9 protein-coding genes are annotated in these 14,192 nt (G+C 64.1%); 1 reads left to right on the top strand and 8 read right to left on the bottom strand.

Annotated elements, in window-relative coordinates:
- Nucleotides 1-419: 419 nt before the first annotated feature.
- From EV687_RS16800 to EV687_RS16785, 4 genes are all read right to left on the bottom strand, one after another.
- A complete protein-coding gene (locus EV687_RS16800) occupies nucleotides 420-2,795 on the bottom strand; it encodes a PKD domain-containing protein (RefSeq protein WP_122231353.1) in 2,376 nt (791 codons plus the stop codon).
- 92 nt (nucleotides 2,796-2,887) lie between these two features.
- Nucleotides 2,888-5,830 (bottom strand): TonB-dependent receptor, encoded by a 2,943-nt coding sequence (locus EV687_RS16795; protein WP_122231351.1) that lies wholly within the window; start codon nucleotides 5,828-5,830, stop codon nucleotides 2,888-2,890.
- Nucleotides 5,831-6,033: 203 nt separating this feature from the next.
- Nucleotides 6,034-7,113, bottom strand: a complete 1,080-nt coding sequence (locus EV687_RS16790; protein ID WP_165392837.1) for a FecR family protein — start codon at nucleotides 7,111-7,113, stop codon at nucleotides 6,034-6,036.
- 222 nt (nucleotides 7,114-7,335) lie between these two features.
- Nucleotides 7,336-7,839 (bottom strand): RNA polymerase sigma factor, encoded by a 504-nt coding sequence (locus EV687_RS16785; RefSeq protein WP_122231347.1) that lies wholly within the window; start codon nucleotides 7,837-7,839, stop codon nucleotides 7,336-7,338.
- Between the two features lie 379 nt (nucleotides 7,840-8,218).
- Between EV687_RS16785 and fabA the strand changes: the two genes are divergently transcribed.
- Complete coding sequence (gene fabA / locus EV687_RS16780) at nucleotides 8,219-8,731, top strand: bifunctional 3-hydroxydecanoyl-ACP dehydratase/trans-2-decenoyl-ACP isomerase (RefSeq protein ID WP_122231664.1); 513 nt, start codon at nucleotides 8,219-8,221, stop codon at nucleotides 8,729-8,731.
- A gap of 69 nt (nucleotides 8,732-8,800) precedes the next feature.
- Here fabA and EV687_RS16775 read toward each other — a convergent pair whose 3' ends face one another.
- The 4 genes from EV687_RS16775 to EV687_RS16760 all read right to left on the bottom strand — a co-directional run bounded on the left by EV687_RS16775 (nucleotide 8,801) and on the right by EV687_RS16760 (nucleotide 14,017).
- Nucleotides 8,801-10,336, bottom strand: a complete 1,536-nt coding sequence (locus EV687_RS16775) for a CYTH and CHAD domain-containing protein (RefSeq protein WP_122231345.1) — start codon at nucleotides 10,334-10,336, stop codon at nucleotides 8,801-8,803.
- A gap of 131 nt (nucleotides 10,337-10,467) precedes the next feature.
- Nucleotides 10,468-10,974, bottom strand: a complete 507-nt coding sequence (locus EV687_RS16770; protein WP_122231343.1) for a hypothetical protein — start codon at nucleotides 10,972-10,974, stop codon at nucleotides 10,468-10,470.
- Nucleotides 10,975-11,374: 400 nt separating this feature from the next.
- Complete coding sequence (locus EV687_RS16765; protein WP_122231341.1) at nucleotides 11,375-12,394, bottom strand: PTS sugar transporter subunit IIC; 1,020 nt, start codon at nucleotides 12,392-12,394, stop codon at nucleotides 11,375-11,377.
- Between the two features lie 189 nt (nucleotides 12,395-12,583).
- The gene (locus EV687_RS16760) at nucleotides 12,584-14,017 is read right to left on the bottom strand and encodes an MFS transporter (protein ID WP_122231339.1); all 1,434 of its coding nucleotides are present in this window, start codon (nucleotides 14,015-14,017) and stop codon (nucleotides 12,584-12,586) included.
- Nucleotides 14,018-14,192: the final 175 nt, after the last annotated feature.

Below are 14,192 nucleotides of genomic sequence, written 5' to 3'. Positions count from 1 at the left end.
ATCCCTGGATCCGTATGGAGATGGAAGGATACGGTGTCCGTCTCCCGCCATGCCAAATGCCGTGACCGAGATCGCATCCCCCCAAACCCCACGCGTCCGCGCCCCGGATCGGGGACAAACAGCCTGTGCCTGCACCCAAAGAGCCGATCAGACCCATTTCATACGGGCATGCCTGCGAACACTCCCCGCATTCCCGCTGATCTCCCGTCATTCCCAAGCAGGCAGGAACCAGTGGCACGACCGAGGCCTCAAAGGCCATCTGGAAATACTGACAATGGATTCCGAGCTTGGCCCTGAATAACGGAGGTGAAATCGAAGATTTTCCTCACGGTTCTGCTCATCTGCCAAAACCCTGAGGGAAGCCCTTCCCCCCATTCGGAGAGAGGGATATATCACGTGCAAGGAATCAAGCCCGGTATTTATTCACTTCCGGCGCCGGTCTGTATCCAGGAAACGAAATGGCTTTCCCTTTCCTTGACCCCCACCACCACATTCAACTCATACGCGGAAGCCGGCTCCGTCTCATAAGCGACACTGAAAATCACCGACTCGCCTTTGCGGATGATTTGACCGTCTGACACTCCTCGCACCAGGGTCACAATGCCACTGGAGTTGTCCTGCACGGTAATCGTGTAATCCTGGTCGAAAGCCGTCAGGCGATACCAAGCAACAATCGAGGTGGTGCTGGTGCTGCCGTCCACTGCATACACACCGCCGGATTTACGGATTGGTAAAAATGCCTGAAGCCATTCCGCGGTATCTGCAGGCGGGTTGACCACGTCTCCGAGAACACCTGCGTACTCAAGCAAAAGGGTTGGATAGTTTTCGCGTGGAACCACGCTGAGCGTGAACGATTCCGCGCTGGTTTCCACGCCATCGCTGAGGAGAAACTCCACTTCATAATCACCCGCGATCAGCGACGGAAATGCCCTATTAACGGTTGCCGAGCCGCCCGTGACGGCGACCGAACTGGAATAGTCGGCTATTTCGGCACTGCCTGCGGGTCTGCTGGCAACCGTCCACGCGTAGTACAACGGGGTATCCTGATCCGGGTCGTATATGCTGGCGTACAGATTCGTCCCAGCGGTTGTTGCGCCATCCGCAATGATCCTGACCTGGCCTTCCGCCTTGCCATATTGCGATAAACCCAGGCTGCCGACCACTGGCGGGTTGTTGGTCTTTTTGGCAAAGACATTGACCACTGAATAGTTGGTGGAAGTGCTCCGGCTCGCCACCCCCTTGGAGTCGATCACCAGCAATTCGGCACTGTAGATGCCGGGCTGGTCGGCCACCACGGTTGCGGTGGAGCCGCTGGCGTTCAATACGGCGTTACTGCCATCGGGCCGGTCACGCAGTGTCCACTGATAGGTCAGTTCGTCGTCGTTGTCGTCTTTGCTGCCGCTGCCGTCGAAGATGATGGTATCGCCCACCAGCACCTTGGCAAGCTCAACCGCGGCCCTCACCGAGGGTGCGACGTTGGCGCCGTTCTTGATGATCAGATCAACACTGTCCGTACCGGTCGCACCTTGGGCGTCGGTGAGTGTGAGTTCGATCCTCCATGTGCCGGCAGTGGCCGCGGGCACATTGATGGTACTGCCACTCGCCTCATACACCTTGGCGGTGTCTTCCTTGTTCCAGTACTTCCAAGCATAGGTCCATGTTCCGCCATCCACGTCATAGGAGTGGGATGCGTAGATGGTGCAATACGGCCATATCGTCCCCATGCCGCCTGTTTCACATTCCAAGCTATCTATGTCCTCTCCCCAGAGTCCGATGACGGCCACTGGCGCGGTGTTGCTGGTGTCAGCCTCGGCCTTGACAACGGTGATGGTCAGTTGCTTCGTTGTGGCAACACTCTGGTCATAGACCGTGAAATCCACATAAAAAGTACCCACGGCATCGGCCACGAAGCTGGCCTGGGCGCTGGTGTGGTTGCTGATTTCCGCATTGGACGCGCGTGGAATGCGCTTGCTGCTCAGAATGGCAGGAAAGGACCAGCGATAGTGCAGGATGTCTCCATCGGGGTCACTGCTGGCGTTGCCATCCAGGCTGACGGTACTGCCCCTGGTCACGGTGAGGGCAGTGACCTCTTCGCCATTGATCTTGGCGACAGCCACCGGGCTGCTGTTGGCGACATTGACGATGACTTCGGCCCCGGCCTCGCTGGTCAAGTCTCCATAGCTGACCACCAGCCTGAGCCTATAGATGCCCACGGTAGCTGGCAGAAAACTGATGCTGGATGCGGTGGCATCGCCCAGAGTGGTGGTGTCGCCATCGGGCTGCTCGGTCAGCGTCCACTGGTAAGTCAGGGCGCTGGCGTCCTTGCCGGTGGGCGGGCGGCTGCCGCTGCCGTCGAGCGTGACGGTTTTGCCCAACAGCACGGCGGCGCTCGCGGGGCTGATGACGGCTACAGGGCTCGGATTGGTGGCGCTGATGGTCTGACTGGTGCTGTTGGTGGCCGTGCCATCGTTGACGGTGAGCTCGGCCACGTAGTCGCCTTCCACATCCGGCGTGAAGCTGACGGTGGCGGCGGTGCCGGAGAGTTCCACCGCGCTGTCATCGGGCTTGCTGCTCAGGGCCCAGGAATAGGTGATGCTGCCGGTATTGGGCGTACTGCTGCCACTGCCGTCGAGCGTGACGGCGGTGCCGATCGGCACGCTCTGGACGCTGGCCGAGATGGCTGCCGTGGGAGGAGTGACGGTGGGTGCGGGGCTGTCATCCCCGCCGCCGCCGCAAGCGGCGAGGAACAGGGCTGTTCCCAGCCCTGCCATCAGGTTGCGCAGAGAGAGCTTCATTGCGAATGTCCTATGCATGAGTGCCCGTTGAGCGTGGGCGGGTTGATGAAAAATCCGGTGGTGCGGCTAGCCATCGCAGCAGCTATTCACATTCAGAACGTCAGCGTCGCGCTCAGGCGCGCAGTGCGGCCGGGCGCGGGAATGAGGCCGAGGCTGAGCGCGTCGATGTAGTAGCGGTCGGTGAAGTTGTCGAGGTTGAAGTCGACGCTGAGGCTGTCGTTGACCTTGTAGCTGGCAAAGAAGTCGAACACCTTGTAGGAGTGCCAGGGCACGACGCGCAGGAAGCTGCGCGAGGTGTCGTTGTTGTATTCGGGCTCGGCATTGCGCTTGCCCATGAAGATGCCGCGCACGCCCAGGGTGAGCTTGCGCTGCAGCAGGCGCGTGCCGAGCGTGAGGTTGCCGTGCCAGTTGGGCGGCACCATGTTGTTGATGTAGCTGCCGGCGATGCCGTAGTCGTTGCACGGGTTGACGCGGTAGCTGCCCGCGTGACAGACCTCGATCTTGTTGTACTTGGTGGCGCCGAATTCGGTGAACACCGCGCCAAGGTCGTAGGAGCCGGAGAGTTCCAGGCCGTGGAAGCTGGCGCTCTGGATGTTGCGCATGACCAGCTCGGTGCTGATCGAGTTGGTGCTGCCACCCTCTTCCCAGAGGTTGGCGGTGGTGCGGGTGAGGTAGTCGCTGATGTCGTTGCGGAAGTAGGCGAACTTCAGGCGCAGCTTGTCGTTGCTGCGCAGCACACCGTCCTTGAGGTAGTTGATGCCGAATTCCTTGTTCCTGGCGTGCTCGGGGCTGAGGTTGATGTCCGGCTGGGTAGTGAAGGAGTAGCCGCTGGTGCTCTCGAACAGGCTGGGCATGCGGTAGGCTTCGGCATAGCGGCCATAGAACTGCAGACCGCGGTTGCCCGGCTCCCAACTCAGGCTGACGATGGGTGCGGTGCCGCTTTTCTTGTTGCGGCTGGCAAGGGTGTCGCAGGCGCCGTCGCCATCGGCGTCGGTGCAGTACGAACTCTCGGAGTCGTAGACGGTGATGCCCTTGGCGTCAAAGGACTTGAAGCGGGTATGGCGCAAGCCGGCATCGAAGGTGATGCTTTGCACGGGCTTGTATTGCCAGGCCGCGAACACGCTGTATTCCTGCCGGTCGCCATCGCGCCCGGCGTCGCGGACGTCATAGGTCAGCTGGGTGGTGCCAACGTCTTCCCGCTGCACGGCCAGTCCATAACGAAGCTGGCTCTCGCCCCAGTTGCCGGGGTGGCGCACGGTGCTGGTGTTGCTGAGGTCGAAACCGGTACGGCGGTATTGCTCCAGGTCGTTGTTGTAGAGCCCGACCTCGGTGTCGCTGGGGCTGTTGTTGGTGGATTTGGTGCGGGTGTGCCAGAGGTTGACGCGCAGATCGACGAGCGGGCGGTCATACGGGTTCCAGCGGTAGCGACTGGTGTAGGTCTGGGCCACTACGTCACTGTTGCGCGGCTGGGTGACATAGGACGTGCCAAGAGCCCGCAGGATCTGCGAGGGCATGATCTCGCTGTAGACGCTGCTGTAGCGCAGGTAGCTGAGTTCCAGTTCCTGGTCGGCCGGCAGAAACAGCTTGCCCTTGAGCAGGCCGGACTTGCTCTCGAAGTTGGTGCCAGGAATGCGTTCGCCGGTCTGGAAGACGGAGGCGCCCTCGACTGTGGGATAGACCTCGGTATAGAAGGGCAGCTTGCGCTGGCTGGCGGTGTCGACCCAGGCCCCGGGACCGTGCTCGCCCGCATAGTAGTTGCCCTGGCGCCGCTGGGCGTAGGCGGCCACGAGGTCGATCTTCTCCCAGCGCCTGGCAGCGGCGATGCTGCCTGCCCAGTTCTTGAAATCGAAGGTGGAGGGGCGGTTCAGCCCCTCGGGGTTGCCCCACTCGGTGGGCAGGGCGTACTGGCCGGAGCAGAGGCTGGGCGTGGCGCAATCGGTGCGGTAAGTGGCATTGCTGCTGCCGGAGTACAGACCGGCCGGCAGGCCAGCGGGCGTGTCGGCCGCCATGGGTGAGCCGGTGGTGTTGCCAATGGCCTGACCCCGGAGGCGCAAACCGAAGCTCTTGCCGGGCTTGGCGATATCGTCGGCATTGATGGTGCGCATACTCACCAGGCCGCCTGTGGCGCCCGTGCCATCGGCCGACATGACGGGGCCCTTGTCGATCTGTATGCCGCCGATCAGATCGGGGTCGATGTAGCTGCGCGAGCTGACGCCCGAGTACCCGCGATAGACGGTGGTTTCCTGCCGCGCGCCGTCGACGAGGATGGGCACGCGCCCCTGCCCCTGCATGCCGCGGATGTTGATGTCCAGGCCGCCGCTGTTGCGGTTTTCGCCCACCAGCACGCCGGTGCTGCCCTTGAAGATGTCGCCCACCGAGGTGCCGCGAAAACGCTCGATGTCGTCGCGCGATAGGACGCTGGTCGAGCGTGCCTCTTGAAAAGTCTGGTCCTTGGTCAGGATGTCGTCATCCGGTGTGGCGGTGACGACCACTTCATTGAGTGATGCCGTGGCGACCACCCCATCGACGGGCAGGGACTCGGACGCCTGGCCAGCCGCTTGCCCCGCCCTGCCAGCTCCCGCCGCCTGTTCAAGCACCACGGTGCCGCCATCGGTGTATCGATGCGCCAGACCAGTGCCCTGCAAAAGACGTTGCAGCGCCTCCTCGACCGTGAAGCGTCCCTGGATTCCAATGGTGTGCAGACCCTGTACCGATTGCGGGTCGAACACCACGCGGATGCCTGCGGTGCCTCCCACCTGCAGCAAAGCCTGGCTCAAGTCCGAGGCTGGCAGTGCGAAGTCATGGCTTGCGGCGACAACGGCGACCTGGGTGGCTGACTGCGCTCGCACCGCCGGTGCACGAACGGTAGCCGTGGCCGCAACCAGCATCGCGATGACGACATGGGCCAGCGTTGCGCAGCCGAGCCGCCCGAAAACCGCCAATGGCTTGCGCGGCATGCGAGGCATGCGCGAAGCAAACGCCGCAAACTCTGGTGGCAGCGCATGTTCTCCCGCCGCGCGAATGGGTTCGCTCATGAATGATCTTCCTGGGTTCTTGCCCCGCGTACATGCTTGTGCTTGCGCGGCTGGCAGTCTTGTTCTTGCAACTACCCTAGGAGACGTTCCATGAAATCCAAAAAAGTAATAGTAATGCGATTATTTTTTATTCTTTTTCTTATTACTAAATGACGTATGCACCAGAAAAGCCAGGAAGCCCTGGCATGCATGGCTCATCCCACTCAGTACAACACCGTCAGCAGCGGCAGGTGCTGCACACGCAGGCCCAGTTCGGCGGCAATGGCGTCAAGGCCTGCCCTGATGTCCTGCGCGGGCACGGAGGCGCTGACGTGGCGCTGCGCCATCGCCTCGGCCCGGAGCACGATGCGTCCGCCCTGGTAGCGCTCCAATTGCGCCAGCACTTCCTGCAGCGGTGCGTCGTCGAACAGCAGCATGCCCTTCTCCCAGGACTGCGCCTGGGCCAGCGGGATGCTTTCGACCGGCCCCAGCCCATTTTCGTCGTAGCGCACGCTCTGTCCTGGCGCGAGAATGACGGCGTCGGCGAGCGGCATGCCATGGGTGCCCACCGCGATGTGATGCTCGACGCCGGTGACGACGGTCTGGCGGCCCAGTCGCTCGACGATGAATTGCGTGCCCAGCGCCTGGGTGCGGCCATCGTCTGTTGCCACGACAAAAGGTCGTCCTCCCGCTGCAGCAGCGCCAATCGGCGCCGCCAAGAACAGGGCCCGGCCTTTGAGCAATTCAATGCGGCGCTGGTCCTGGCCATAGTGCACGGCAATCGCGCTGGCCGAGTCGAGCCGGACGGTGGAACCATCAGAAAGCTGCACGTCGCGGATCTCGCCCGTGGCGCTGCGATAGTCGGCCAGCACAGCCGTGTATGGATCGCCACCGGACCAGGACAATAGCCCGCCCACCAGCACTGCCACTGCCAGAGTGGCCAGCATGCCCGCGCGGCGGACCTGCCTTGTCCAGGCGGACGACCACGCCGAAGGCTGCTCCGCCGTCGTCGACATGTGCATCTGCTTCCGTGTCTGCGTCCGCGCCGGCATGTGCGGCTGCGCGACTGGCCCGGCAGAAAGACCATCTGAAACTTGCATGGGCAACTCGGGCATCAGCTCATCGAGCAGCTCAGGCATCTGCCGCAGTTGCGCAGCCATCAGCCAGTTCTGCAGTGCCTGTTCATAGGCACTGCGATGCAACTCCGACGCCTGCAGCCATTGCTCGAATGCACGCTGCTGTCCGGGACACTGCTCACCATCCAGTGCGACCACCCAAGCAGCGGCCTGCTCGGCCACGGGCATATCACCGGGGGAGGCTGAAGATGGCGTGGGTGCGCCGTTTGCTCGGAATCTTGGCATGTTTTCAAGGCGTGGGGATGACGGGAACGCTGCTGTCGGCCGTTTTTTGTGGTCGATGCAATGAAGACGTATGCACGGGCGCAATCGCGTAATTCATGCCCCGGGTGATCAAGGCGTCGGCAGGGCCTGGAGTGGTCATGGTGGGCTGGATATGTGCAAAACACCTCAGTGGGGCTTCATCCGCTCGGTCACATGGGCCAGGGCACGCGTAAGGTGCTTCTGGACCGTACTGACGGAAACCCCCAGTTGGTCGGCGACTTCCTTGTAGCTCATGTCATGGACCCGATTGAGCAGAAATATCTGCTGGGTCAGCTCCGGCAGCTGTTCGAGACACGCCACCAGTTGGCGCAGCCGCGACCGTGCGGCCGCAATTTGCTCGGGCCCGGGTGCGGTGTCAGGCGCAGAGACCAGCACCAATTCGTCGTGGCCGAGCGACTCGGTCGGCCTTGCCTGCTGCTGGCGCCTCAGATCAATCAGCATGTTGCGCGCCATCTGGAACAGGTAAGCGCGCGAGTCCTCTATCACGTGGGTGGACGCATATTGGACGTAGCGCAGGTACAACTCCTGCACCACATCCTCGGCCTGCTCCCGCTCGCGAAGATGGCGCATAAGCCACGCCAGCAATTCCTGACGGTGGCCGAGAAAAACGATGTGAGGATCCTGCGCCATGCAGCCTGATGATGTTGGGCAAGATGATGATTGTATCGAAGGGCAATAAAACTCATTTGCATGAACTCATGCGCCTTCCCGCTCGGCACTGCGCCAGCCCGGTGCGCGGGGCTATCGGGTGGATGTTTTCGTCATTCCGTGCTCGTCCCCGAAGTCAGTGACGTCGGCCCCATGGGTGCGACGGTCTTCATCACCAGGGCCACGCCACCTGGATTCCCTCCCTCGCGGGAATGACGGAAACATTCGCACGATCGCCCTGCCTTGTGTGCAGAGGGTCTCGCGCACCAAGGACGCAGGCGATATACTCAACCGTTTTGTCCTGCTGACTCCCTGGTTCTGTGCTGGAGATCAGGCGCGCGCTTTCACCAACAACAAAGACATGGTTGAATCCTTTACCTACGAGCAACTGATCGCATCCGGCGAGGGCCGGCTGTTTGGCCCCGACAGCGGCAAGCTGCCCCTGCCCCCGATGCTGATGTTCGATCGCATCAGCCATATCGACGATGAAAGCGGCTCCCACGGCCTCGGCCGGATCACCGCCGAGCTCGACATCAAGCCCGATCTCTGGTTCTTCGACTGCCATTTCAAGGGTGATCCGGTCATGCCTGGCTGCCTGGGTCTGGACGCCATGTGGCAACTCATCGGCTTTTACCTGACCTGGCTGAAGCTGCCGGGCAAGGGGCGTGCGCTGGGTGCCGGCGAGGTCAAGTTCACCGGCGAGGTCAAGCCGGACGTCAAGCTCGTCACCTACGAGATCGACATCAAGCGCGTCATCAAGCGCAAGCTCATCATGGCCATCGGCGACGCCCGCCTGCTGGCCGATGACCAGGAAATCTATACGGCCCATGACCTGCGTGTGGGCCTGTTCGAGACCGGCGCCAAGAAGGCCTGAACCTGTTCACGGTCTTTTCGTGAACGGGTTCTGAGCGGACGCCGCTGCATCCGCTCCATCACGTTGCGCTCACCGCGACCAGAAGCGCGGCACCTCGCTCAAGCTACGCAGGCTGTCGGCACAATCGCGCACCAGCTGTGGCTGGCGGGCGCTGAGCCAGCCCACGCCGAACCATGCCTGTGGCTGCGTGTCGCACAACTCTCGCCAGACCTGCAGTGCCACCACCTCGTCGTTGTAGTGGCCCAGCGCATCCTGCACCGGCCGCAGCCGGGCCAGATAGCGCGCAGACTGCGACCTGTCGAACAAGCCACCGACGAATTCACCCAGGTAACGCAGCCGCTTGAGCCGCTTGCGTGCCGCGTGCCGCTCTTGCGGCGCGAGCTTCGCAAACCGCTTGCCTGCACGCACGCTGCGCGCATGCAGGCGCGCCAGACGTTGACGCAGCAGCGCCATGGCTGCATCAGCGTCAAGCCCGGTCGCATCACCACCCTGTGGCTCCGAGACTGAATCGGCAGCAATGGACTCGGCCGCAAAGCCTGCCAGGCCCGCGAGGGCGCTCTGAAAGGCCGCATGACGCACGATCGCCTGCGCGCCAGGGCCACCGGATGCCGGCGGCAAAGCCACCGGCGGGCCGCCCGCCGCCAGCAGTTGCGCCCGCGTGGCTTCGAGCACCTCGTCCCGGTCACGCAGTTCTCCCAGCGCCCGGAACACCGCCACCAGCGGCGCCTGCCAGCCCGGGTCGATGGCCTGCGGCGCCAGTGGCGCCAACTCCCGCAAGGCGGTGCGCAAGCGGCGAATGCCGATGCGCAACTGGTGGATCTGCTCGGCATCGTCGCTGCCCGCGGCGATTTCGCTGGCATTGGGAAGAATCTGCGCCAGACAGGAGGCCACGGCCGCTTGCACGATCTCGCGTCCGCCCGGGTTCCGGCTTGCAAAGCGCGTGGGCTCTGCCTTGACCGCCGGCACCCGCGTGATGCCCGCGCGCAGACGCTCGCCCTGCTCGGCCTTGCTGACGGTGCTCAGCCACAGGCCGTGTCGGCTGGCCCAGCGCTGCGCGAGGGCCGTCAGTCCGGCCAGTTCTCCCTTGACCAGTTCCAGCTCGAGTTCCAGCACCGGAGCGCGCCGGCGCCGTCCTCCTTCCGGTGACTGCGCGCGAATCCAGCCTTGGTCGAGCGCCAGCTCGACCCAGCCGCCCGGAATGCGCAGCAGGCGTGTCAGACGCCAGATGTCGGTCTCATAGGTCAGGCCCAGCGGCTCATCGGTGCCCGACAGGGTCTTGAGCAGCAACTGCCCCGCCGGCGTATCGGCATGCAGGGACGGATCGGGTTCGGGCTGCGCACCAGAGCACGCCACGCCCAGATCGACGTTGTGCTCCAGGCGTTGCAGGCTGCCCTCGCCAGCGGCCTTGACGGTCTGCACCCAGCGGCTTCCTTCCTTGCGCAAGCGCAGGGCGATGCCATGGCGAGCCAGCACACTGGAGGCCGTGTCGAAGTAGCGCGCCTGCAGGCGGGTGCGCTCGACGCTGCCACGCCGCACTGCCGCCTCGACGGCCTTGTGCTGCTCAGGCGGAATGCAGAATTTGAATTCGATCTCGGTGTTGGCCATGCTGAGAAGACCCCGGGTTGAAAGCCGCCATCTTGCCTCAAGCCATCAAGGCCGGGACGAGGCAGTGCAAAAAATCATGCAGGGCCATTGGCGAGCCACACCGATGCACCGATCGAAGGATCGACCAATGGTCAATATGGAGTTGGAGCGGCATTGTCCGCACAGCCGCCATGCACGCGACATGGCGGCACCAACTCGCCATTCGCTCCACGCCATTGGCGCTCGCCATCGGTCTGGGGCTCGCGCACATCAGCAGGCCCCGCCACCGGCGAAGCTGCCGGCTGGGCATGCAACGGCCTGGCGTCGGGCCGATCGGGATCGTAGAGCACGGTGCCCACACCGGTGCCCACCCCCACGCGTGCCCCCCCGCCCACCGAGGTACTGGCACCGACCCCGACACCTCCACTGACCTGGCCGCGCTGGTTCACACCAACCCCGACGCCCACCGGTCCGGCACCGGTGCCAACCCCGGCGGAGACACCACCGCTACCCACTCCGACACCCACTGACACCGGCCCTACCGGCACCCCCACGCCCAGATAGGGGGAGCCGCACCCAGCCAGGGCCGTCAGCAGTGCTACCGCGCACAGCCCGCAGGCGATGCGACCGAAGCGGGGGAAGTGACTGTTTGAAAACATGGACCGAAATGGGAAACCGGATGAACAGGCGTTCCATGATACCTGTCCCGGATCACCCCTTCCAGATGCCATTCCGGCAGGCGCGGCCTGGCCGGTCCACCAGACGACGTGTACCGCCAGCAGCCGTTTCTTAGAACCTGTTGACGATCTTTTCGTGGGCCACGCAGGCGGTCAAAAATGCAGTGGGCAAGACGCCCGTCGCAGCCCAGACTGGCCGTCTGGGCAAGGCGGGCAACGCCGCCCGGTGCGTTTTTGACATCCTGCCCTTCGGGTTGCCCCGGCAGGCGCGCGCTGCGGCGTTACAAATCCTCGCCGGGCCACCAGCCCGACTGCGGTTTGCGCCTTGCATCGCATCGCCTGCCGGGGCAACGTAGCTCGCGAAAAGATCGTCAACAGGTTCTCAGATACGGGCATTGACCTTGAGATCCCCCGGGCGAATCCAGCCCCAGTGCCGCAGCACGGCGGCAAACAACAACGTCAGCAATGCCGGCAGCAGGAAGTGCAGCAGGCCGATCGAGAGCCATACGCTGGCGCCATCGCCCATGGCTGCGAGCGTGCCGACCTGCCCCACGAAGCCGCTGGTACCCATGCCGGAGCCGGTCGGAACGTTCTGCATGCCGAACAGCAGCGTAGCCACTGGCCCGAGGATGGCGGCACTGAGCGTGGGCGGAATCCAGATGCGCGGATTGCGCACGATGTTGGGCAACTGCAGCATGCTGGTGCCCAGCCCCTGGCTGAGCAGGCCCGAGAAGCCGTTCTCCCGGTAGCTCATGACGGCAAAGCCGATCATCTGTGAGGCGCAGCCCACGGTCGCCGCACCACCGGCGAGGCCACCCAGGTTCAGCGAGATGGCCAACGCCGCGCTGGACGTGGGCCCGGTGAGGATCATGCCCATCACCACCGCCAGGAAGATGCTCATCAGCAACGGCTGCCAGGTCATGGCCCACTGAATGGTATTGCCCGTCACCTCCAGCACGTTGCCGATCAGCGGTGAAAGCCAGTGGGCCACCAGAAAGCCGCTGGCCAGCGCCGTGGCGGGCGTGACGATGATGTCGATCGGCGTGGTCTTGGAGACCAGCTTGCTCATCTCGGTGGCCACCGCCACCGCCACGAAGCAGCCCACCGGCCCGCCCAGCCTGGCGCCCAGCGCACCGATGGCGGCACTGGCAAAGATCACGATCGGCGGCCCTTGCAGGCCATAGGCCACGGCCACGCCAATGGCTGCGCCCATGCTCTGCTGGGCCATCGCGCCAGCCTCGACCAGCCAGGCCTGCCCGGTCCACCCGCCCACGGTCTTGAGGATCAGGCCGATCACCAATGAGCCGAAGAGCCCCAGCGTCATGTAATTGAGCGCGTCGATACCATAGCGGCGCAGCGAAAACTCGATGTTGCGCGATTGCAGGAATGCCTTGAGCGACATGGCGCGGTCCCTTTCCATTCGGATGGCTGAGCCGTTAAAATGCTCTTTATGAGTATTATTTGAATTGGACGCCACTATATCCGAAAACAGGAGTGGGAATCACCGGCAACGGGAGCGGCCAAACCAGCGCTGGCAGCTCACCGCCGTCGCCTGCGTCAGTGCCTGTGCCTGTAGCTGTGCCAGCAAGGTTCAGGACCGCGCCGCCGCCGGGGCGCGCAGCGAACTGGCGATGCCCGCCAGCAGTGCACAGCCTGCAGCCAGCGCAAAGGCCACCTGCGGCCCCTGCGGCGCCAGCGTCGGCGGCCACAGCGCAAACACGCCGGCGGCCAGCGCCGCGCCCAGCGACTGGCCGGTCAGCCGGCCGGTGCCCAGCATGCCGCCGGCTGCGCCGGCTCGCTCGCGTGGACCGGTGGTGAGGATCACATGGTTGTTGGGCGACTGGAACAGCCCGAAGCCCAGGCCGCACAACGCCAGGCGCCAAGCCAGTTGCCAGGGCGACGCATCCGCGGGCGAGAGCAGCGCCAGCAGCAGCGACCCCAGCGTCAGCATGGCCATGCCGATGCCGCCGAGCACCGCGCCCGAATACCGTCCGATCAGGCGCCCCGCCAATGGGGCCATCAGCACAATGGCCACCGGCCAGACGCTGACCACCAGGCCGGCCTGCAGCGGCGTCTGGTGCAGGATCGTCAGGCACAGGAAAGGCAATGCGATGAAAGTGAGCATCTGTGCGCTGAAAGCCATCACCGAACTGCACATCGACAGCGCAAACACCGGCATGCGCAGCAGATCGAGCGGCAACAGGGGCGCGGCCAGGTGCCATTGGCGCCGCACGTACCAGCCCCACAGGAACAGGCTGACCAGCAATGCCGCCAGGCTGTTGACACCCTGGGACGTGAGCCGCCAGTCGGCGAAGCCGCGCGTGCTCAGGCCGTCGAATGCCCAGAAGAACAGACCGAAGGCGAGAATGTTGAGGATCACATCCAGCAGCACGATGTGCGTCTGCCCGTGGGCCTCACTCGGCGGCAGGCAGCGCCAGCCCAGCCATACCGTCAGAGCCACCAGCGGCACGTTCAGGCCGAACAGCCACGGCCAGCTCAGCGCCGAGAGAATCACGGCAGCCAGCGACGGCCCCGCCACCGAGGCAACCGCCACCACCATGGCATTGAGCGCAATGCCCCGCCCGAGCAGGCCCAGCGGATAGACCTGCCGCACCAGCGCCGCATTGACACCCATCACCGCCGCGCCGGCCAGGCCCTGCACGGTGCGGAACACCACCAGTTGCCACAGCGTCTGCGACAGCGCGCACAGCAGCGAGGCCACGCCAAACACCACCATGCCATGCAGGTAGACGCGGTGGTAGCCGATGCGCTCGCCGAGCGAGGCCATCGGCAGCAGCAAGCCCAGCACCGCCAGCTGATAGCCGGTGATGACCCACACCGCATCGGCGGCCGAGACATCCATGGCCGCGGCGATCCGGGGCAGCGCCAGCGTGGCGATCGAGCCATCGAGCACCACCAGCACCAGCCCGAGCAAAATCACCAGCACGGCCTTGCGGCGCTGGGCCGGTGGCAGGCCATCCTGGTGGGACGGGAGATGGGGAAGCGGAGAATTCAAGGTTGCCATGCGGAAGCCGGGGTCAGCCCGCGATTATCGCCATGCGCAGCCTGGCTTGCCTGTTCGCGTGGTGACAGGGCTGCAGGGGCAGTGTCCGCGGTCATGTCGGTATCGGTGGCGTTGGAGCGGCCACCGGCCAGATAGCTGACGGCGCGAAAGGCCAGAAAAGGCACGCCATTGGCCT

Source organism: Corticibacter populi (genome assembly GCF_004217315.1).
Lineage (GTDB): Bacteria > Pseudomonadota > Gammaproteobacteria > Burkholderiales > Burkholderiaceae_C > Lampropedia > Lampropedia populi.
This window is presented reverse-complemented; position numbering and strand designations above follow the sequence as displayed.

What these genes read in the sequence shown, in the direction of transcription:
- EV687_RS16800 (WP_122231353.1), bottom strand. Translation starts at nt 2,795, where the DNA reads ATGAAGCTCTCTCTGCGCAACCTGATGGCAGGGCTGGGAACAGCCCTG.
- EV687_RS16775 (WP_122231345.1), bottom strand. Translation starts at nt 10,336, where the DNA reads ATGGCCAACACCGAGATCGAATTCAAATTCTGCATTCCGCCTGAGCAG.
- EV687_RS16765 (WP_122231341.1), bottom strand. Translation starts at nt 12,394, where the DNA reads ATGTCGCTCAAGGCATTCCTGCAATCGCGCAACATCGAGTTTTCGCTG.
- EV687_RS16760 (WP_122231339.1), bottom strand. Translation starts at nt 14,017, where the DNA reads ATGGCAACCTTGAATTCTCCGCTTCCCCATCTCCCGTCCCACCAGGAT.
- fabA (WP_122231664.1), top strand. Translation starts at nt 8,219, where the DNA reads ATGGTTGAATCCTTTACCTACGAGCAACTGATCGCATCCGGCGAGGGC.
- EV687_RS16795 (WP_122231351.1), bottom strand. Translation starts at nt 5,830, where the DNA reads ATGAGCGAACCCATTCGCGCGGCGGGAGAACATGCGCTGCCACCAGAG.
- EV687_RS16785 (WP_122231347.1), bottom strand. Translation starts at nt 7,839, where the DNA reads ATGGCGCAGGATCCTCACATCGTTTTTCTCGGCCACCGTCAGGAATTG.
- EV687_RS16770 (WP_122231343.1), bottom strand. Translation starts at nt 10,974, where the DNA reads ATGTTTTCAAACAGTCACTTCCCCCGCTTCGGTCGCATCGCCTGCGGG.
- EV687_RS16790 (WP_165392837.1), bottom strand. Translation starts at nt 7,113, where the DNA reads ATGCCCGTGGCCGAGCAGGCCGCTGCTTGGGTGGTCGCACTGGATGGT.